Annotated in this window: 17 protein-coding genes; 7 read left to right on the forward strand and 10 right to left on the reverse strand. The window is 67.5% G+C overall.

All coding sequences use genetic code 11. From position 1 onward, the window contains the following. Positions 1 to 51: 51 nt before the first annotated feature. The 3 genes from H536_RS0100480 to H536_RS0100490 all read left to right on the forward strand — a co-directional run bounded on the left by H536_RS0100480 (position 52) and on the right by H536_RS0100490 (position 2362). A complete protein-coding gene (locus H536_RS0100480) occupies positions 52 to 285 on the forward strand; it encodes a BolA family protein (RefSeq protein ID WP_024348598.1) in 234 nt (77 codons plus the stop codon). Between the two features lie 260 nt (positions 286 to 545). Beyond that, positions 546 to 893 (forward strand): Grx4 family monothiol glutaredoxin, encoded by a 348-nt coding sequence (gene grxD / locus H536_RS0100485; RefSeq protein WP_024348599.1) that lies wholly within the window; start codon positions 546 to 548, stop codon positions 891 to 893. 194 nt (positions 894 to 1087) lie between these two features. Continuing rightward, positions 1088 to 2362 (forward strand): multidrug effflux MFS transporter, encoded by a 1275-nt coding sequence (locus H536_RS0100490; RefSeq protein ID WP_024348600.1) that lies wholly within the window; start codon positions 1088 to 1090, stop codon positions 2360 to 2362. 50 nt (positions 2363 to 2412) lie between these two features. Here H536_RS0100490 and H536_RS0100495 read toward each other — a convergent pair whose 3' ends face one another. From H536_RS0100495 to H536_RS23530, 4 genes are all read right to left on the reverse strand, one after another. Next, positions 2413 to 3237 carry an inositol monophosphatase family protein gene (locus tag H536_RS0100495; protein WP_024348601.1) on the reverse strand — a complete coding sequence of 275 codons (825 nt, stop codon included), beginning with the start codon at positions 3235 to 3237 and terminating at the stop codon, positions 2413 to 2415. Positions 3238 to 3260: 23 nt separating this feature from the next. Next, positions 3261 to 4160 (reverse strand): tRNA 2-thiocytidine(32) synthetase TtcA, encoded by a 900-nt coding sequence (gene ttcA / locus H536_RS0100500; RefSeq protein ID WP_024348602.1) that lies wholly within the window; start codon positions 4158 to 4160, stop codon positions 3261 to 3263. A gap of 100 nt (positions 4161 to 4260) precedes the next feature. After that, positions 4261 to 4878 (reverse strand): 30S ribosomal protein S4, encoded by a 618-nt coding sequence (gene rpsD, locus H536_RS0100505; protein ID WP_024348603.1) that lies wholly within the window; start codon positions 4876 to 4878, stop codon positions 4261 to 4263. Between the two features lie 216 nt (positions 4879 to 5094). Then, on the reverse strand, positions 5095 to 5253 hold the full coding sequence (locus H536_RS23530; protein WP_035694391.1) for a YqaE/Pmp3 family membrane protein: 159 nt from the start codon (positions 5251 to 5253) through the stop codon (positions 5095 to 5097). 163 nt (positions 5254 to 5416) lie between these two features. Here H536_RS23530 and H536_RS0100515 point away from each other — a divergent pair, with 163 nt between their 5' ends. Then, positions 5417 to 5971: a DUF2799 domain-containing protein gene (locus H536_RS0100515; RefSeq protein ID WP_029702478.1), complete on the forward strand. Its 555-nt coding sequence runs from the start codon at positions 5417 to 5419 to the stop codon at positions 5969 to 5971. Here H536_RS0100515 and murI read toward each other — a convergent pair. From murI to H536_RS0100530, 3 genes are all read right to left on the reverse strand, one after another. Then, positions 5968 to 6774, reverse strand: coding sequence for a glutamate racemase (gene murI / locus H536_RS0100520; RefSeq protein WP_024348605.1), 807 nt, complete (start codon positions 6772 to 6774; stop codon positions 5968 to 5970). The two genes, H536_RS0100515 and murI, sit on opposite strands and share 4 nt — an antisense overlap. After that, positions 6771 to 7637, reverse strand: a complete 867-nt coding sequence (locus tag H536_RS22250; RefSeq protein ID WP_024348606.1) for an RNA methyltransferase — start codon at positions 7635 to 7637, stop codon at positions 6771 to 6773. Before H536_RS22250 ends, murI begins: the two co-directional genes overlap by 4 nt. Positions 7638 to 7727: 90 nt before the next feature. Continuing rightward, positions 7728 to 9209 carry a carboxylesterase/lipase family protein gene (locus H536_RS0100530; protein ID WP_024348607.1) on the reverse strand — a complete coding sequence of 494 codons (1482 nt, stop codon included), beginning with the start codon at positions 9207 to 9209 and terminating at the stop codon, positions 7728 to 7730. A 185-nt stretch (positions 9210 to 9394) separates the two neighbouring features. Here H536_RS0100530 and H536_RS0100535 point away from each other — a divergent pair, with 185 nt between their 5' ends. Beyond that, entirely contained in the window at positions 9395 to 10606 is a 1212-nt protein-coding gene (locus H536_RS0100535) for an NADP-dependent isocitrate dehydrogenase (protein ID WP_024348608.1), read from the forward strand. A gap of 229 nt (positions 10607 to 10835) precedes the next feature. Here H536_RS0100535 and alaS read toward each other — a convergent pair whose 3' ends face one another. After that, the gene (alaS, locus tag H536_RS0100540) at positions 10836 to 13508 is read right to left on the reverse strand and encodes an alanine--tRNA ligase (RefSeq protein ID WP_024348609.1); all 2673 of its coding nucleotides are present in this window, start codon (positions 13506 to 13508) and stop codon (positions 10836 to 10838) included. A 177-nt stretch (positions 13509 to 13685) separates the two neighbouring features. Next, positions 13686 to 14759, reverse strand: a complete 1074-nt coding sequence (recA, locus tag H536_RS0100545) for a recombinase RecA (protein ID WP_009209020.1) — start codon at positions 14757 to 14759, stop codon at positions 13686 to 13688. 179 nt (positions 14760 to 14938) lie between these two features. Here recA and H536_RS0100550 point away from each other — a divergent pair, with 179 nt between their 5' ends. Continuing rightward, positions 14939 to 15886 carry a PfkB family carbohydrate kinase gene (locus H536_RS0100550; RefSeq protein WP_024348610.1) on the forward strand — a complete coding sequence of 316 codons (948 nt, stop codon included), beginning with the start codon at positions 14939 to 14941 and terminating at the stop codon, positions 15884 to 15886. Next, a complete protein-coding gene (locus H536_RS0100555) occupies positions 15883 to 16797 on the forward strand; it encodes a pseudouridine-5'-phosphate glycosidase (protein WP_024348611.1) in 915 nt (304 codons plus the stop codon). Before H536_RS0100550 ends, H536_RS0100555 begins: the two co-directional genes overlap by 4 nt. A 21-nt stretch (positions 16798 to 16818) precedes the next feature. Here H536_RS0100555 and cckA read toward each other — a convergent pair whose 3' ends face one another. Beyond that, complete coding sequence (gene cckA / locus H536_RS0100560) at positions 16819 to 19356, reverse strand: cell cycle histidine kinase CckA (protein WP_024348612.1); 2538 nt, start codon at positions 19354 to 19356, stop codon at positions 16819 to 16821. Positions 19357 to 19498: the final 142 nt, after the last annotated feature.

Genomic DNA, 19498 nt, shown 5'->3' on the forward strand with positions numbered 1-19498 from the left:
TATCATCAGGCCCGGCCGCGATTCCGGACCCGGCCGAAGGAGATCCAGCACATGCCCATGAACGCCCGCGACATCGAGACAATGATCAAGGACGCCATCCCCGATGCCGACGTGACGATCCGCGATCTGGCGGGCGACGGCGACCATTATGCCGCCGAGATCGTCTCGGAGAGCTTCCGCGGCAAGTCGCGCGTCCAGCAGCATCAGATGGTCTACCAGGCGCTGCGAGGCAACATGGGCGGCGAACTGCACGCCCTGGCCCTACAAACCAGTGCGCCGAAGTAATATGTCGGGGTGACGAGGACGAGGTTTCCCGTCGCCGACGATTTCGCATCGTGCCGCGGACGCCATCTGACAACGGATGACATGGCGCACGATGCAGGACGAGACCCGCGCGGGTTGCCCGCGCGCTTGCGTGCCGGTCCGACCGGCCGCCTGACAGACACCTTGCTTTCGACGAGCGAGGCGATTGAAATGGACGCACGGCAGAAGCGCTGAAGGCCGCTGCACCAGTGTCCGCGAACCCTGAGCAAAGGACCGCATCCATGACCGCCATCAACGAATGGATCGACAACGAAGTGAAGACCAACGACGTCGTCGTCTTCATGAAGGGCACGCCCGCCTTCCCGCAGTGCGGCTTTTCCGGCCAGGTCGTGCAGATCCTCGACTATCTCGGCCTTGAGTACAAAGGCGTGAACGTCCTCTCCACCGACGAACTGCGCCAGGGCATCAAGACCTACAGCGAGTGGCCGACGATCCCGCAGCTCTACGTGAAGGGCGAGTTCGTCGGCGGCTGCGACATCATCCGCGAGATGTTCCAGGCCGGCGAGTTGCAGACCTTCCTGGTCGACAAGGGCATCGCCACCACCGCACCGGCGCCCGCCGCCGGCTGACCCTCTTGGCGCGCCGCGGGACATCCCGCGCGCCTGCCCCATATCCCGATCCGCGGCCCGTGCGTTCTTGAGCGTGCGGGCCGCTTTCGGTTGACACAGCGTCGCCCGCTTCAGGCCGCCGAATTGCTAAGCCATGCTTGCGGTTTTGTGCAGTGCGAAATACATCTGCGCGGATCGATCCCACGAGGCTGATGATGTCCAACGCGTCCCCCAACGCCGAAACGCGCGGGCTTCCCTATTGGGAACTCGTCACCATGGTCGCCTGCCTGATGGCGCTCAATGCGGCGGCGATCGACATCTTCATTCCCTCGCTGCAGGAAATGGGCGCGGCCCTCGGCGTCGACGACGCCAACCAGCGCCAGTTCGTGATCACCGCCTACATTCTCGGCTTCGGCGGCGCGCAGATCCTCTACGGCACGCTGTCCGACCGGTTCGGTCGCCGGCCGATCCTGTTCTTCGGCCTGGCCGTCTACATCCTCGCCTCGATCGCCGCGATCTTCTCCCCCACCTTCGGCATCCTCCTGGCGCTGCGCGCCCTGCAGGGCATCGGCGCGGCCGCGACCCGGGTCATCGCCATCTCGGTGGTGCGCGACTGCTTCGGCGGCCGCCGCATGGCCAGCGTGATGTCGCTGGTGATGATGGTCTTCATGGCGATCCCGGTGATCGCGCCGAATATCGGCCAGGCGATCATGCTGTTCGGCTCGTGGCGCGAGATCTTCGTGGCGATCGCCATCTTCGGCGCCTTTGTCACGGTCTGGGCCGCCTTGCGCCTGCCGGAGACCCTGAGCCCCGACGACCGGCGCGAGCTCACCGGCAAGCGCATCGTCGAGGCGTTCCGCATGGTCCTGACCAACCGGGTCGCCTTCGGCTACACGGTCTCCACGGCCCTGATCTTCGGCGTCCTGTTCGGCTTCATCAACCAGGCCGAGCAGATCTATACCGGCCTCTACGGCCTTGGGCCTATCTTCACCGTCGTCTTCTCGGCGACCGCCGTGTTCATGTCGGCCGCCTCGTTCCTGAACTCGAAGCTGGTCGAGAAGCTGGGGATGCGGCGGCTGTCGCATGGCGCGTTGATCGGCTTCCTGTCGCTGGCCGCCCTGCACCTGGTCGTCGCCTACGCCATGGGCGGCGCGGCGCCGCTGTGGTTCTTCGTGCCCATCATGACGCTGAATTTCTGCCTGTTCGGCTTCATCGGCACGAACTTCAACGCGCTGGCCATGGACCCGCTCGGCCATGTCGCGGGCACCGCATCCTCGGTGCTGGGCTTCATGCAGACCTTCGGCGGCGGCCTGTTCGGCGCGGCGATCGGCTATTTCTACGACGGCACGGTGCTGCCGATGCTGGTCGGCTTCATCATCCTGTCGGTCTCGTCGCTGATCTGTGTGGTGCTGGCCGAAGGGCGGTTGTTCGACGCCAAATACGACACGCCGACCGCGGGCACCGCGCCGACGGGCACCGGCGCCGAATAGCAGCTGCCGCGCGCTTCAGGGCGATCGCGGGCTCTGGCCGGCGTCGCCGCCTATCGCGGCAGCAGGCCGTCCCGCGCGGCGGCCCAGACACTGGCGTCGCAGGCGGCAATGACAACGCCTTCCTTGTCGCGCGGCGTATAGGGCGAGCCGTCAGGCTTGCCGACATGGCCGCCGGCTTCCGCGACCAGCAAGCAGCCGGCTAGATGATCCCAGGGCATCAGCTTGGAATAGACGCTGAAATGCGAGCCGCCGGAGGCCAGCAGCCGGTATTCGTGGCCGGCGCAGCGATAGTTGCCGGTGATCTTCACCCCGGCCAGGCGCGGCAGCAGTGCGGCCTTCTCGTCGGGCGGAAAATAGCTGGTGCTGATGCAGCCGATGGTCTCGGCCAGCGGCAGGGCGGCCGCGGTCGACAGCCGCCGCGTCTCGCCCGAACGCGTGCGCTGGAACGCACCGGCGCCCTTCTCGGCGATCATGACGTCGTCGCCCACCGGATCGTAGATGATGCCGCCGACGGTCTCGCCGCGCAGCACCACCGCCGCCATCACCGCGAAGAGCGGCAGGCCGGCGGCGAAATTCGCCGTGCCGTCGACCGGGTCCACCACGATCGCCAGTTCGGCGTCGTCGAGGCGATCCAGCAGCGCCGGGTCGGCGGCGACCGATTCCTCGCCGAGGAACAGGGCGTCTGGCGCCAGCGACCGGCATTCGCGGGCGATCCAGCGCTCGGCCGCCTCGTCGGCCTCGGTGACGAGGTCCGTCGCCGAGGTCTTCTGCCGGATATCGGCCTCCGACAGATTGCGGAAGCGCGGCATGATCTCCGCGATCGCCGCCTCCCGCAGGATATGGGCCAGGCGGTCGATATCGATGGGTGCGGTCATGACGGAAGGCCTTCGGCTGAGGGTCAGGTCGTGGGGGAAGCGGGCGCCAGTCCGGCGAAGTCGAACAGCGACGGATCGAGGAGATGGCCGGGCCGCACATTGGCCAGGGCCCGCAGCATCACCTGCTTGCGGCCCGGGAAGCGGCGCTCGAGATCGGCGATCATCTGCTTGGTCACGTTGCGCTGCAGCCCGTCCTGGCTGCCGCAGAGATCGCAGGGAATGATCGGGAACGCCATCGCCGCCGAGAACCTGGCGATGTCCTCCTCCACCGACCGGATCAGCGGCCGCAACACCATCAGGTCGCCCTCGTCATTGATGAGCTTGGCCGGCATTGCCGACAGCCGCCCGCCATGGAAGAGGTTCATGAAGAAGGTCTCGAGGCAGTCGTCGGCATGGTGGCCGAGCACCAGCGCCTCGCAGCCCTCCTCGCGGGCGATGCGGTAGAGATTGCCCCGCCGCAGGCGCGAGCACAGCGCGCAATAGGTGGCGTTCGACGGCACCTTCTCGGTGACGACGGAATAGGTGTCGCGATATTCGATCCGGTGAGGAATGTCGTAGCGGGTCAGGAAATCCGGCAGCACGTGCTTGGGGAAGTTCGGCTGTCCCTGGTCGAGATTGCAGGCGAGAAGATCGACCGGCAACAGGCCGCGATATTTCAGGTCCGACAAAAGCGCCAGCAGGGCGTAGGAATCCTTGCCGCCGGACAGGCCGACCAGCCAGCGCGCGCCCGGCCGGGCCATGGCATGCGCCTCGATGGTCTCGCGCATCTCGCGCAAAAGCCGCTTGCGCAGCTTCTTGAAGGTCACCGACGACGGACAGTCGCGAAACAGCGGATGCGCCGAGCCGGCGCCATCCTCGGCAGCCGGCGCCGCCGCGTCGTCGTCCTGCGCGCTTGCCGCGCGCGCGGTCTCCAGATCGAGCATCCCCGCCTCCGTCGTCACGGGCTTCGTCTAGCCGCAGACCGCCCAAAACAAAAGGCCGCCCAGAGGACGGCCTTTCGCAGAACTCGCATGCACCGAGAAATCAGCGCGAATAGAACTCGACCACGAGGTTCGGTTCCATCTGCACAGGGTACGGCACGTCGTGCAGGCCCGGAACGCGCTGGTAGGTCGCGACCATCTTCTGGTGATCGACCTCGATGTATTCCGGCACGTCGCGCTCGGCGAGCTGCACGGCCTCGAGGATGATCGTCAGCTGCTTGGACTTCTGACGAACCTCGATCACATCGCCCGGCTTGCAGACGTAGGACTGGATGTTCGTGCGCACGCCGTTGACGTTGACATGGCCGTGATTGACGAACTGACGGGCCGCGAAGATCGTCGGCACGAATTTCGCACGATACACGACGGCGTCGAGGCGGCTCTCGAGCAGACCGATCAGGTTCTCCGAGGTGTCGCCCTTACGGCGCGCGGCCTCTTCGTAGATCTTGCGGAACTGCTTCTCGGAGACGTCGCCGTAATAGCCCTTGAGCTTCTGCTTGGCGCGCAGCTGCACGCCGAAGTCGGAAACCTTGCCCTTGCGGCGCTGGCCATGCTGACCCGGGCCGTACTGGCGCCGGTTCACCGGGGACTTCGGACGACCCCAGATGTTCTCGCCCATGCGGCGATCGATTTTGTACTTCGCTGATGCGCGCTTGCTCATCGCATTTCCTTCAACAAAACGAGGCCCCGCGGACAATCCGAGGACCTTCTGAGGAAACGCGCCCTCCTCTGCCCGCTGTTGCGGACTGACAGGACGACATTGGCACGAGGCGATGCCGTCCACGGGACACGTCAAAAACCGGCTGGAACGGGTCCAACCGGCTGGGCTGTTCCATACGGGGGCGGCCGGAAACTGTCAACCGGGCCGCCCGCCGGATCAGTATTTGGCGATCACCCAGATCGCATGGATGATGCCGGGGATGTAGCCGAACAGCGTCAGGATGATGTTGATCCAGAAGTGCTTGCCGAAGCCGACCTGCATGAACACGCCGACCGGCGGCAGGATGATCGCGAGAATGATGCGGATGATGTCCATGGGGTCTGGTCCTCTTGTACGGGTGTCGGTCTCTGCAACGCCGCTTGTCCCGGCTCGTTCCCCGCAGGCCGTCTTGAAGGGATAGCGCAGCTTGATCTTTGCGCCCGGCGATGCCACCCGTTGCAACCTGCCGATACGGAAGGGGGACGGGATGGGGCGACGGATGAGGGTGTTGCCGCTGGTGCTGGGCGCAGGGGTGCTGCTCAGTGCCTGCGCCACATTGTCGGAAGAGGAGTGCGTCACCAGCGACTGGCGCACTCTTGGCGAATCGGACGGGGCCAATGGCCGGCCGGTCAATTTCGTTGCGCAGCACCAGGCCGCCTGCAGCAAGCACGGGATCGAACCCGACCTGTCCGCCTGGCGCAGCGGCTGGGACGCCGGCATCGTCAGTTTCTGCACGCCGGAAAACGGCGCCCGGATCGGCGCGCGGGGCGGCAGCTACCAGAATTCCTGCCCGCTCGACCTGAAGGCCGGCTTCGAGGAACCCTACCGCGCCCACAAGCGCGTCTATGACGCCGACCGGCGGGTCAACGACCTGCAAGGGCGCATCGACCGCCTGCGTGACGAGATCGACACGCTGGACGACGAGAAAGCGGAGCGCGGCAAGCGGCGCGAGCTGCGGCGGCTGCGCGACGATCTGTGGGACGCCGAGGACGATCTGCGCCGGGCCCAAGAGGATCTGCTGCTGGCTCGCTTTGCCGAGCGGGCAGCCGGCTAGGCGGCGCCGTCCGCCACTTCGAGACCGAAGCCGCGCACCAGCCGGCGCATCTGGTAGCCGGGTGTGCCGCCGGTGAAATGCGCGCGGTCGAAACCTTCGGGGAGTTCGCCCGAGCCCGGCCTGCACAGCGAGCGCGCCCGCCGGGCGATCGCCTCGGCCGGGTCGAGCCAGTCCACCGGCCATGGCGCCAGCCTGCGAAAATGATTGGCGATCAGCGGATAATGGGTGCAGGCGAGAACGACGATGTCGGTCCGCTGGCCGCCGGCCTCGACGAAGCACGGGGCGATCTCCGCCGCCATCGCGTCGTCGAGCTCCTGGCCGCCGCTTGCCTCGCTGTCGAGGAGCGAGCGTTCGGCCAGCCGCGCCAGCTCCGGCGATCCCACCAGCCGCACCTCGCAATGGGTGGCAAAGGCCTCCACGAGATCGCGCGTATAGACGCGGCGGACCGTGCCGGGCGTCGCCAGGACGCTGACGAGGCCCGACCGGGTGCGCTCGGTGGCCGGCTTGATAGCCGGCACCGTGCCGACGAAGGGAATGGCGAAACGGGCGCGCAATTGCGGCAGCACCAGCGTCGAGGCGGTGTTGCAGGCGATGACCGCAAGGCTCGGTTCGTAGATGTCGATGAGCTCGGCGAAGAGGTCGAGAATGCGCGCGACCAGCGGCTCCTCCTCCCAGTCGCCATAGGGAAAGCCCGCATCGTCGGCCACATAGATGAAGCGCCGGTCGGGCATCGCCGTCCGCAATTCGCGCAGCACGGTCAGCCCGCCAATGCCCGAATCGAAGACGAGGATCGGCGCGTTCACAGGGCCGGCTTTCCGGTCCCGTCCGGCGCCGGGTCGGCCCCCTCCGGCGCATCGTCCCCGGCATGGCCGCCCTCGGCCTTGTCCGCCGGCGCGAGGCCCCCCTTGGCAATGACATAGTCGAAGGAGCGGATGACGCCGCGCATGGTGCGCACCTCCGGCTCGGAGAAGCCGGCCTTGGTCAGCATGGTGCGCAGCTTCTGGGCCAGCGCCTCGCGCTTGTGCTCGGGGTAGAAATAGCCGTTGCGGTCGAGCGAGGTCTCCAGATGCTCCAGCAGCCGGTGCAGGTCCTCCTTGCGCGCCGGCGGCACCTCGGGCGCCGAGAAGCGCGGCTTGGTGACATCCGCCGAGCCGGCCATGCGCCAGGCATAGCTCATCAGGAGCACGGCCTGGGCGATGTTCAGCGAGGCGAAATCCGGATCGACCGGGAACGTCACGATCTCGTCGGCAAGGCCCACTTCCTCGTTGGACAGGCCGAAGCGCTCGCGTCCGAACAGGATGCCCGCCGGCTGGCCGCCGCCAATCCGCGCCCGCAGATTGGCGGCCGCCGTCTCGGGCTCGCGCACCGGCTTGAAGCTGTCGCGGGCCCGCGCCGTCGTCGCATAGACGAAGGTGAGGTCGGCCACCGCCGCCTCGACGCTGTCATACAGCCGGGCCGCCTCGATCACGTGGTCGGCACGCGAGGCTGCCGCCACCGCCCGCTCGTTCGGCCAGCCGTCGCGCGGGCTCACGAGGCGCAGGTCGGACAGGCCGAAATTGGCCATCGCCCGCGCCACCATGCCGATATTCTCACCGAGCTGGGGCTCCACGAGCACGATGGCAGGCCCGGCCTCGGGCTTCTTGTTGGGCGACTGGTTCTCGGGCACGCTGGCGACATCCTCTGTTCGGCTCGCTGATACCGCGCCACGCCCGCCACGCCAAGCGGGGCGCAAGAGCATCCCCAGCCGCGCGGTTCCTCACGGCGTCGCGCCGTCCACCCCCTCCCAGGCGATGCGGCGCAGCGGATCGGGATCGGCCTCGACACGGTCGCGGCGGGCCGACAGGACTAGCGTCTCGCGGGTCTCGCTCCGGTAGGCCGGCCAGTCGTCGCCCGGGGGGCCGCCATTGACGAAGGCCATCCAGCGATCGCGCATCCGTATCGCCAGTTGCTGGCGCGCGGGATCCGGCAGCACGCCGAGATAGACGCTGCGGAACGGCTTCAGAAAATCCTCGAACAGCAGCGGCAGATCGACCGAATGGGTCGCCCCGAGCCGCGACAGCAGCCCCTTCGCCTCCCAGTCCAGCCGGTACATGTAGGTGAGCGCGCGCTGCGACTGGCTGTCGGCCATGTGGATCGCCGCCATGCGGAAGAGGAGATCCGTGCCGAAGGCGATGCGCCCGGCCCTACCCGCGGGATAGAGCGCGGCGATCCTCTCGGCCGCCGCCTCCCCCGCCGTCTCGGCCACCCACCGGGTCAGGGACGGCTTGTCGCTGTCGATCTTGAAGATCGGCAGCTCGCTGAAGAAGGAGAACTCGTCGCGATTGGTGCCGATCAGGAGCGGCACCGGCTTCATGGCGCGGTAGAGCGCGGGCAGCGGGCCGTCCGGCAGTTCACCGCAGTCGAAATGCGGCCGCGAGGGGATGCCGGGGAATTCCGCCGTGACCTTGCGCGCGGCGAGACCGAAGGCTCGCGGCGCCAGCCGGAACAGACGCTCGCGATCGGCCTCTGCACCGAGGACCGCCAGGGTGCGCTCGCCGATCTCCATCGCCTGGGCGCGCGGATAGAACAAATTGAGCCCGCCCGACTGCATGATCGCCCGCGAGAACAGCCCATGCGATCCCGGCGCCGCCATGTGGAAGGCGACGGAGGCCGCCCCGGCGGATTCGCCGGCGATCGTCACCCGTTCCGGGTCGCCGCCGAAGGCCGCGATGTTGTCGCGCACCCAGGCGAGCGCCAGCCGCTGGTCGAGCAGCCCGGCATTGGCGGCAAAGCGCGCGTCGCCGGGAAACAGTTCGGCAAAGCCGTTGAAGCCGAAGACGCCGAGCCGGTAGTTCAGCGTCACCACCACCGCGTCGCCGCGGCGGGCGAGATCGGCGCCCGGATATTGCGATCCCGAGCCGATGATGAAGCCGCCGCCATGGATGAAGACGAGGACCGGCCGCGACCCGCGCGTGTCCGGCGTCCAGACATGCAGGTTGAGGCAGTCCTCGCTGAAAGTCCGCTTCAGCCCGGCAAAAGTGGCGAAGGGTTCGGCCAGGGCACGGCGCTGGGGCGCTGCCGGCCCGTAGGCATCTGCGTCGAAGGTCCCCCGGAACGGCGCGGGGGCGCGAGGCGCGGCAAAGCGCAGGCGTCCGACCGGCGGCGCGGCATAGGGAATGCCCAGAAAGCACGTGATGCCGCCGATGCGGTTGCCCCGAACCCGGCCGCAGGGCGCCTCCGCCACCACCGATGCTGTCATGCGCGAACTCCTGTGCGGTTGGTGGCGGGCCGCACCGGCCCACCGGCGGCGAGCGGCGCGGCCCATGCTTTGCGTCCACCGATACGGGTGTTATAGGGCGCCGTGAGTTTCGGGCGTGGCACCGCGTACTGCATCCATGCGGCCGCTCAGGGCCGCGTTTTCATTGCTTCAGGGGGAAGACAGAGATGGCGAAGATCAAGGTCGACAATCCGGTCGTGGAACTCGATGGCGACGAGATGACCCGGATCATCTGGCAGTTCATCAAGGACAAGCTGATCCATCCCTATCTCGACATCGACCTTGAATATTACGACCTCGGCATGGAGAACCGCGACGCCACCGACGACCAGGTGACGGTGGATGCGGCCAACGCCATCAAGAAGCACGGCGTCGGCGTCAAATGTGCGACGATCACCCCGGACGAGGACCGCGTCGCCGAATTCGGCCTGAAGAAGATGTGGCGTTCGCCCAACGGCACGATCCGCAACATCCTCGGCGGCGTCATCTTCCGCGAGCCGATCATCGCCAAGAACGTGCCGCGCCTGGTGCCCGGCTGGACCCAGCCGGTGATCGTCGGCCGCCATGCCTATGGCGACCAGTACCGCGCCACCGACTTCAAGTTCCCCGGCAAGGGCAAGCTGTCGATCAAGTTCGTCGGCGAAGACGGCGAGACCATCGAGCACGAGGTGTTCGACGCCCCGGCCGCCGGCATCGCCATGGCCATGTACAATCTCGACGAGTCGATCCGCGACTTCGCCCGCGCCTCGCTGAACTATGGCCTGCAGCGCGGCTACCCGGTCTATCTGTCGACCAAGAACACCATCCTCAAGGTCTATGACGGCCGCTTCAAGGACATCTTCCAGGAGGTGTACGAGGCCGAGTTCGAGGACAAGTTCAAGGCCGCCAAGATCACCTACGAGCACCGCCTGATCGACGACATGGTGGCCTCCAACCTGAAATGGTCGGGCGGCTATGTCTGGGCCTGCAAGAACTACGACGGCGACGTGCAGTCCGACACCGTGGCCCAGGGCTTCGGCTCGCTCGGCCTGATGACCTCGGTGCTGATGACGCCGGACGGCAAGACCGTGGAAGCGGAAGCCGCCCACGGCACCGTCACCCGCCACTACCGCCAGCATGAGCGCGGCGAGCAGACCTCGACCAACTCGATCGCCTCGATCTTCGCCTGGACCCGCGGCCTCGCCCACCGCGCCAAGCTCGACGACAACGCCGCCCTCGCCGAGTTCGCCTCGACGCTGGAGAAGGTCTGCGTGTCGACCGTGGAGAGCGGCCACATGACCAAGGACCTGGCGCTGCTGATCGGTCCGGACCAGCCGTGGCTGTCGACCACCGGCTTCCTCGACAAGGTCGACGAGAACCTGCAGAAGGCCATGGCCTGATCGCCAGCCCGACAGCTGAATGACGAAACGCCCGGCCTCACCGCCGGGCGTTTTCGTATGGGGAGACGGGAGGCGACGCCGCTCGCAGGGTCAGTCGGGGCGCGCTGGCACGAACGCGGAGCCGCTCACGGTCCCCAGACAGACGCAGACCGGCACGGGCAAACTGGCACGAACGCAAAAGGGGCGCCCGCGGCGCCCCTTGATCCTCGATAGCCATGTGCGGTCGGCCTCAGCCCGCCGCGGCCTCGATCGCCGCTTCGACGGCAGCGATGGCCGCGTCGGCCTTGTCGGCATCGGGACCGCCGGCCTGCGCCATGTCGGGCCGGCCACCGCCGCCCTTGCCGCCGATCGCGACGCTCGCCTCGCGCACCAGCGCCACCGCGTCGAAACGGTCGGTCAGGTCCGCCGTCACGCCGACGACGACGCTGGCCTTGCCGGCATCGACGCTGACAAAGGCGACGACGCCCGAGCCCAGCTGCGTCTTGGCCTCGTCCACCAGGCCCTTCAGATCCTTGCCGGCAACGCCGTTGAGCACACGGCCCACGAAACCGACCCCGGCCACGACCTTCGACGCCGAACCACCCTCGCCGCTCGCCCCGTCGCCGGCCAGCGCCAGCCGCTTGCGGGCTTCCGCCAGTTCGCGCTCGAGCCGGCGCCGCTCTTCGACCACCGCTTCCAGGCGCGCCGGCGCATCGGCCGGCGAGACCTTGAGGATCGACGCCATCTGCCGGACGCGGGCATCCTGCGCGAGGAGATGATCCCGCGCCGCCTGGCCGGTCAGCGCCTCGACCCGGCGCACGCCGGCCCCGACCGCGCTCTCGCCCAGGATATGGACGAGGCCGATGTCGCCGGTGGCATTCACATGGGTGCCGCCGCACAGTTCGATGGAGAAGGTCTTGCCGGCCTTCTCGCCTTCCTCGCCCGTGCCCATGGACACGACCCGCACCTCGTCGCCGTATTTCTCGCCGAACAGCGCCATGGCGCCCGATGCAATGGCGTCATCCACCGCCATCAGCCGAGTCTCCACCGGGGCGTTCTGCAGGACGATGCCGTTGGCCAGCCGCTCGACCTCGGCGAGCTCGGCGGCCTCGATGGGCTTGGGATGCGAGAAGTCGAAGCGCAGCCGCTCCGGCGCGACCATCGAGCCCTTCTGCGCGACGTGACTGCCGAGGATCTCGCGCAGGCCCTCATGCAGCAGATGCGTCGCCGAATGGTTGGCGCGGATCTTGGTGCGCCGGCCATGATCGACGATCAGGTCCAGCGGCATGCCCGGCTTCACCGTGCCCGACTTCACCTTGCCGCGATGGACGAACAGCCCGTCGGCGAATTTCTGCGTGTCGGCGATGACGATCTCCACGCCGTCGCCGCGCATGATGCCGGTGTCGCCGAGCTGGCCGCCCGATTCGCCGTAGAACGGCGTCTGGTTCAGGATGATGGCCACCTCGTCCCCGGCACCCGCTGCCGGCACCTCGGCGCCGTTGCGCACCACTGCCATGACCGAGCCCTCGGCCCGCTCGGTGTCGTAGCCGAGGAACTCCGTCGCGCCGACGCGCTCGCGGATCGGGAACCAGATCGTCTCGGACGCGGCTTCACCGGAGCCGGTCCAGCTCTTGCGCGCCTCGGCCTTCTGCCGCTCCATGGCGGTATTGAAGGCGTCGAGATCGACCTCGATGCCGCGCTGGCGCAGCGCGTCCTGGGTCAGATCCAGCGGGAAGCCGTAGGTGTCGTAGAGCTTGAAGGCGGTCTCGCCGGACAGCTTGGCGCCGGCATCCATGCCTTCGGTCGCGTCGGTCAGCAGCGACAGGCCGCGGTCGAGCGTCTGCAGGAAGCGCCGCTCCTCCAGCTTCAGCGTCTCGGAGATCAGCGCCTCGGCCCGCACCAGCTCGGGATAGGCGCGGCCCATCTCGGCGACCAGCGTCGGCAGCATCTTGTAGAGCACCGGCTCGCGTGCCCCGAGCATCTTGGCGTGGCGCATGGCCCGCCGCATGATCCGGCGCAGGACATAGCCGCGGCCCTCGTTCGAGGGCAGGACGCCGTCGGCGATCAGGAAGGCGGTCGAGCGCAGGTGGTCTGCGATGACCCGGTGGCTGGCGACGCTGTCACCCTCGGCGCGCGAGCCGATGGTCGCCTCGACGCTGGCGATCAGCGCCTTGAACAGGTCGATGTCGTAATTGTCGTGGACGCCCTGCAGGATCGCCGCGATGCGCTCCAGCCCCATCCCGGTGTCGATCGACGGGCGCGGCAGCTCGACGCGATTGTCGGCGCTGAGCTGCTCGAACTGCATGAAGACGAGATTCCAGATCTCGATGAAGCGGTCGCCATCCTCGTCCGGGCTGCCCGGAGGGCCACCGGGGATGCCCTCGCCATGGTCGAAGAAGATCTCCGAGCACGGGCCGCACGGGCCGGTCTCGCCCATCGCCCAGAAATTGTCGGAGGTCGAGATGCGGATGATGCGGTCGTCGGACAGGCCGGCGATCTTGCGCCACAACGCCGCCGCTTCCTCGTCCTCGGAATAGACCGTGACCAGCAGCCGGTCGGCCGGCAGCGCGAATTCCTTGGTGATCAGGTTCCATGCGAGCTCGATCGCCCGGTCCTTGAAATAGTCGCCGAAGGAGAAATTACCCAGCATCTCGAAGAAGGTGTGGTGCCGCGCGGTGTAGCCGACATTGTCGAGATCGTTGTGCTTGCCGCCGGCGCGCACGCATTTCTGCGAGGTCGCGGCGCGCTGATAGGGCCGCGTCTCGACGCCGGTGAAGACGTTCTTGAACTGCACCATGCCCGCATTGGTGAACATCAATGTCGGGTCGTTGCGCGGCACGAGCGGCGACGAGGCCACCCGCTCGTGATCGTTCTTCGCGAAATAGTCGAGGAACGCGGACCGGATTTCGTTGACGCCACTCATGAATGCGACCTTCGGAATACCTGCGGGGAAGAGCCCGTCGCCGCGGCGCGCACGCCGTCAGCCTCGGGCAAAGGCGCGTTGTACAGAGGCCCGCTCCGCCTGTCCATCAGACCCCCCAACGCGAAACGGCCCACCCGGATGGGCAGGCCGTCGCTCATGTCGTGCTGCCGTCGCCGATCAGGCGTCGGAATCGTCGCCCGGGCCGGTATCGTCCAGAAGCTGCTCGGCGAGAAGCCCGGCATTCTGGCGGATCAGTGTCTCGATCTCGTCGGCGACGGCCGGATTGTCGCGTAGGAACGACTTGGCGTTCTCGCGTCCCTGCCCCAGCCGCTGGCTGTTGTAGGAGAACCATGCGCCCGACTTCTCGACGATGCCGGACTTCACGCCCAGATCGACCAGTTCGCCGGTCTTGGAGACGCCCTCGCCATACATGATGTCGAACTCGACCTGCTTGAACGGCGGCGCCAGCTTGTTCTTGACCACCTTGACCTTGGTCTGGTTGCCGGTGACCTCGTCGCGGTCCTTGATCGCGCCGATGCGGCGGATGTCGAGACGGACCGAGGCGTAGAACTTCAGCGCGTTGCCGCCCGTCGTTGTCTCGGGCGAACCGAACATGACGCCGATCTTCATGCGGATCTGGTTGATGAAGATGACCATGCACTTGGAGCGCGAGATCGAACCGGTGAGCTTGCGCAGCGCCTGGCTCATCAGCCGGGCCTGCATGCCGGGCAGCGAATCGCCCATCTCGCCCTCGATCTCGGCGCGCGGCGTCAGCGCGGCGACCGAATCGACCACCAGCACGTCGATCGCGCCCGAGCGCACCAGCGTGTCGGTGATCTCCAGCGCCTGCTCGCCGGTGTCCGGCTGCGAGATCAGGAGGTTCTCCAGATCGACGCCCAGCTTGCGGGCATAGACCGGGTCGAGCGCGTGCTCGGCATCCACGAAGGCGCAGACGCCGCCCTTCTTCTGGGCTTCGGCAATGGTGTGCAGTGCCAGCGTCGTCTTGCCCGAGCTTTCCGGGCCGTAGACCTCGACGACACGTCCCTTGGGCAGACCGCCAATGCCGAGCGCGATGTCGAGACCCAGCGAACCGGTGGAAACAGTCTCGATCTCGACGATCTTTTCGTTCTCGCCGAGCCGCATGATAGAGCCCTTGCCGAAGGCTCTCTCGATCTGCGACAGGGCGGCGTCGAGCGCCTTGTTCTTGTCCAACGAATTATCCTCGACAAGCCTGAGTGAATTCTGTGCCATGAGAGACGAGACCTTATTCCACGCGTTGGACGGGGGTGCAATGACGAGCCGCACCATCACCATGTACTCTTTTTGTTCCCGTTCCGCAAGCCTGCGATCCCCGTTTGTTCCGTTTTCGCGCGCTGCCGCGAATCGCTTCCCGGCGATAAATTTCTGAAGTTTTGATGAAGAGCCCGCCCATGACCGCCCCCCTGATCTATGTCGCCGGTGCGGCCCATATCGACCGGCGCGCGATCTCGGACGCGCCCTTCATCCCGCACGCCTCCAATCCCGGACGGCTGGTGGATTGTCCCGGCGGCGCGGCGTTCAACGCGGTTCAGGCCATGGTCCAGGCCGGTGCGACGATCAGCCTGCACAGCGCCCGCGGCGGCGATCCGGACGGGCGCCGCGTCACCGACGCGATCCGCGCCCTCGGCGTCACCGACCTGTCGGTCACCTGGCTCGACCGCATGACCCCCACCTACACCGCCGTTCTCGACGACAAGGGCGAACTCGTCGCCGGCGTCGCCGACATGGCGCTCTACGACCTCCTGGTGCCGCGGTTGTTCACCAAGAGCGCCGTGCGCGCGGCGATCGGCAAGGCCGACGGCGTCCTCGTCGACGCCAATCTGCCGTCCGGCGCGATCGCGACGATCACCCGGGAGGCGGCGGGCAAGCCGGTCGGCGCGATCGGCGTCTCGCCGGCCAAGATCGGCCGCCTGCAGGATTCGCTCGCCAATATCTCGGCGCTGTTCCTCTCCTATGCCGAGGCCGCCAGCCTGGTCGAGGCGACCACCGGCACCAGCCCGCAGCTGATCGCCGAGTTGCTGGGCGAGCTCGGCGTCCACCGCGCCGTGGTGACCGATGGCCCGCGCGAGGTGATGATCATCGACGGCGAGACCGTTTTGCTGCAGCAGCCGCCCACGGTCGTTCCGAAAGATATCACCGGCGCCGGCGACAATCTGGCCGGCACCGCCTTTGCGGCTTTGTGCGCCGGCACGCCCTGGCTCGACGCCGTGCGCGCCGGCATCGTCGCCGCCTCGTTGCGGATTTCGTCCGATCCGTTATCCCCGGACGCATTGTCGCGGAGGATCGCCGAGGGCGTCGCCGCGCTGCATGACCCCCGCGCACCGGAGCCTGCGTCTTGACCACCGCCCTGCCCTATACGGCCTCTGCCAATGTCGCCGCCGCGCTTGCTTCGAACGCGCCGATCGTCGCGCTGGAATCGACCATCATTACCCATGGCATGCCCTATCCGCGCAATCTCGCCATGGCCGAGCGGGTCGAGGCGATCGTCCGCGAGGAAGGGGCCGTCCCGGCGACCATCGCCGTCCTCGACGGACGCCTGCGGATCGGGCTCGAGCCCGCCGAGCTCACGGCACTGGCGACTGCGAGGGACGTTCTGAAGGTGTCGCGCGCCGACCTCGCCTATGCCCTGGCCACCGGCCGCACGGGCGCGACCACGGTGGCCGCGACGATGATCGCCAGTGCGCTCGCCGGCATCGGCGTCTTCGCCACGGGCGGCATCGGCGGCGTCCATCGCGGCGCCGAGACCAGCTTCGACATCTCCGCCGATCTCGAAGAGCTGGCGCGCACGCCGGTCATCGTCGTCTGCGCCGGCGCCAAGGCGATTCTCGATCTGCAAAAGACGCTGGAAGTGCTGGAAACCAAAGGCGTTCCGGTGGTCGGCTACGGCACCGACGATCTGCCGGCCTTCTGGTCGCGCAGCTCCGGCCTGCCGGTGCCGCTGCGCCTCGACAGCGCCGCCGAAATCGCCGGCTTCCAGGCTGCCCGCGACAGTCTCGGCATCGATGGTGGCATGCTGGTGACCAACCCGCTCGACGCAGCCGCGGCGATCGATCGCGACGAGGTCGACGGCTGGATCGCCCAGGCGCTCGCCGATGCCGAGGCGGAAGGGATCACCGGCAAGGCCGTCACGCCTTTCCTCCTCGCCCGCATCTTCACCCTCAGCGGCGGTCGCTCGCTGGAGGCCAATATCGCGCTGGTCGAGGCGAATGCCCGGCTTGCGGCCCGCATCGCGGTCGCCCGGCAGGGCTGAGCCGCCGGGACGGCCGGAAGCCTATTCGTCGAGCATGTTCTTGACCGCCACGGCCAGCTCGCGCAGCGAGAAGGGCTTGGCGAGGAAGCCGAACTTCTCGCCCTCGGGCAGGTTCTTGGCGAAGGCGTCCTCGGCATAGCCGGAGACGAAGATGAACTTCAGCTCCGGCCGCGTCTTGCGCATTTCGCGCAAGAGCGTCGGGCCGTCCATCTCGGGCATGACCACGTCGGAGACGACGAGCTCGATCTGGCCGTCGAGTTCTTCCATCACCTCCAGCGCCTCGATGCCGGACGCCGCCTCGTGGACGTCGTAGCCGCGCATCTTCAGCGCGCGCACATTGCCGGCCCGCACATGGTCCTCGTCCTCGACGAGCAGGATCGAGGCGGTGCCCGACAGGTCGACCTTGGCGTTCACCGGCGCGGCCACCGCATCGCTCTTGGCCGCCGTCACCTGCGCCGGGATATGGCGCGGCAGGAAGATGCGGAAGGTCGTGCCCTCGCCGGGCTTGGTGTCGACGAAGATGAAGCCACCCGACTGCTTGACGATGCCGTAGACCATGGAGAGGCCGAGGCCGGTGCCCTTGCCGATGTCCTTGGTGGTGAAGAAGGGCTCGAAGATGCGCTCGGCGACCTCGACCGGCATGCCCGTGCCGGTATCGGAGATCTCGGCGAGCACATAATCGCCCTCGGTCATTTCCGCGTAGCCGAAGGCCGCGGCCTCCGCCGCCTCGACGTTGCGGGTCGAGATGGTGATGGTGCCGCCGTCCGGCATCGCGTCGCGGGCGTTCTGCACCAGGTTGGTGATCACCTGCTCGAACTGGCCGATATCGGCCATGACCGGCCACAGGTCGCGCGCATGATGGCGCTCCAGCTTGGCATGGTCGCCGCTGACCCGCTTCAGGAGGAGATGCATGTCGGCGACCACGTCGGTCAGGTTCAGCATCTTCGGCCGCATGGTCTGGCGGCGCGAATAGGCCAGCAGCTGGCGCACCAGCGAGGCGGCGCGATTGGCGCTCTGCTTGATCAGCAGCAGGTCCTGGAACGAGGGATCGCCGGTGCGGTGGTTGAGCAGCAGGAAGTCGACCGAAGCGGTGATGATCGTCAGGACGTTGTTGAAGTCGTGGGCAATGCCGCCGGCCAGATTGCCAATGGCCTGCATCTTCTGGCTCTTGGCGAACTGCTCCTCAAGGGCCCGCTGCTCGGTGATGTCGACGCCGTAGAGAATGACCACTTCTTCGGTGTCCGACCCCGAATTCGGGATCGGGCTGACATAGAAGCGCACGGCGCGGGTCCGCTCGCCCTCGATTTCGGCGTCGATCGGCGGGACGCCCGCCTGCCCTTCCATGGCCGAGCCGAGCGCCTGCTGGAAGCCGTCGCGGCCGGCCGCCAGAATACTGGATTCGATCGCCGCGGTGCCGTTCGCCGCCTCGTTGCCGAAGATCTGCCGGAACACTGCATTCGAGCGCACCGCGCGACCCTGCCGGTCGAGGACGGCGATCGCCATGGGCGAGGAATTGAAGAAGCGGGTGAACCGGGCCTCGGCGACCTCGACGGGGCTGGCGGCATGGTTGTCGCCGCTGCGGTTGAGGACCAGCGTGCGCACCGTGCCCGGCGCGGCCACGTCGTCGGCGACCGGCTTGCGCAGGAGGCGCACCGGCAGGCTGCGTCCCGACTTGGTGATCAGGTCGAGGTCGATGGCGGTGGTGTCCAGCGCATCGGCGCCGTCCTGCGGCAGGGTCAGGAGCGGATGCGACGCCTCGGGCACGAATTCCAGGATCGAGCGGCTGAACGGCCGGAACTCGACCAGATCGACGCCGAGCCAGTCGGCCAGCGTGGCGTTGAGATAGGCGATCTTCAGATTGCCGTCGGTGGCGAAGAAGCCGGCCGGCGCGCGGTCGAGATAGTCGATGGCGTGCTGCAGATCCTGGAACGAACTCTCCTGGTGCTTGCGCTCGGAGGTGATGTCGAGGATCTGCCAGGCGTGCAGCGTGCCGTTCGAGGTGTTCAGCGGGCGCACCGAGGCGCGGTACCAGTGCGGCGTCGGGTCGGTGCTGTCATACAGGCTGCGCGGCAGGCGGAACTCGCGCTGTCCGGTGCGGTTTTCCCGCGCCAGATTGGCGAGGTGGTAGATCGCCTCGGACGCTTCGGTCTCGCGCGCCAGGAGCCGCTCCAGCGTCTTCACGCCGGCGGCACTGGTGGCGCCGGTGATCTCGCCATAGGCCTTGTTGGCGTAGATGATCCGGCCCTTGCGATCGAGGATCAGCATGCCGGTGCGGGCGGTGTCGAGAAAATCCTTGGCGATGGACGCTTCGGCGATCCGGCCGGTGAACTGCACGAAGCCCAGCGCGGTCGCGAAGATCGCCGCAAGACCGGCCATGGCGAGGCCGCCGAAGATGATCAGCAGCGCGATGCCGCCATAGGCGTTGCCAAGAAGCGCCAGCAGCGCCGCCAGCACCATCAGCGAGCCGCCCAGCATCAGAAGGCGCCTGACGCCCGAGGCTGCCGTGGCCCTGTCGATCAGCGGCCGGTCTGCAGACCCCGTCGTCGCCCCTCCATCCATCGTGATTCGCTCCTTGTCCGCGCCGCCATGACTATGAATCAAAAGCAGATTCGACGCGAGAGTGCCCCAGGGTGCTTTTATTCGGCCTGTGGCCGCGGAAAATCCCGGCGACGCCTTCGCGTGCGCCGTCCAACGCTTTATG

Source organism: Aurantimonas coralicida DSM 14790, from assembly GCF_000421645.1.
Taxonomy (GTDB): Bacteria; Pseudomonadota; Alphaproteobacteria; order Rhizobiales; family Rhizobiaceae; genus Aurantimonas; species Aurantimonas coralicida.

Coding starts and splice junctions, on each gene's coding strand:
- H536_RS0100480 (WP_024348598.1), top strand. CDS start 52: ATGCCCATGAACGCCCGCGACATCGAGACAATGATCAAGGACGCCATC.
- grxD (WP_024348599.1), top strand. CDS start 546: ATGACCGCCATCAACGAATGGATCGACAACGAAGTGAAGACCAACGAC.
- H536_RS0100490 (WP_024348600.1), top strand. CDS start 1,088: ATGTCCAACGCGTCCCCCAACGCCGAAACGCGCGGGCTTCCCTATTGG.
- H536_RS0100495 (WP_024348601.1), bottom strand. CDS start 3,237: ATGACCGCACCCATCGATATCGACCGCCTGGCCCATATCCTGCGGGAG.
- ttcA (WP_024348602.1), bottom strand. CDS start 4,160: ATGCTCGATCTGGAGACCGCGCGCGCGGCAAGCGCGCAGGACGACGAC.
- rpsD (WP_024348603.1), bottom strand. CDS start 4,878: ATGAGCAAGCGCGCATCAGCGAAGTACAAAATCGATCGCCGCATGGGC.
- H536_RS23530 (WP_035694391.1), bottom strand. CDS start 5,253: ATGGACATCATCCGCATCATTCTCGCGATCATCCTGCCGCCGGTCGGC.
- H536_RS0100515 (WP_029702478.1), top strand. CDS start 5,417: ATGAGGGTGTTGCCGCTGGTGCTGGGCGCAGGGGTGCTGCTCAGTGCC.
- H536_RS0100530 (WP_024348607.1), bottom strand. CDS start 9,209: ATGACAGCATCGGTGGTGGCGGAGGCGCCCTGCGGCCGGGTTCGGGGC.
- H536_RS0100535 (WP_024348608.1), top strand. CDS start 9,395: ATGGCGAAGATCAAGGTCGACAATCCGGTCGTGGAACTCGATGGCGAC.
- alaS (WP_024348609.1), bottom strand. CDS start 13,508: ATGAGTGGCGTCAACGAAATCCGGTCCGCGTTCCTCGACTATTTCGCG.
- recA (WP_009209020.1), bottom strand. CDS start 14,759: ATGGCACAGAATTCACTCAGGCTTGTCGAGGATAATTCGTTGGACAAG.
- H536_RS0100550 (WP_024348610.1), top strand. CDS start 14,939: ATGACCGCCCCCCTGATCTATGTCGCCGGTGCGGCCCATATCGACCGG.
- cckA (WP_024348612.1), bottom strand. CDS start 19,356: ATGGATGGAGGGGCGACGACGGGGTCTGCAGACCGGCCGCTGATCGAC.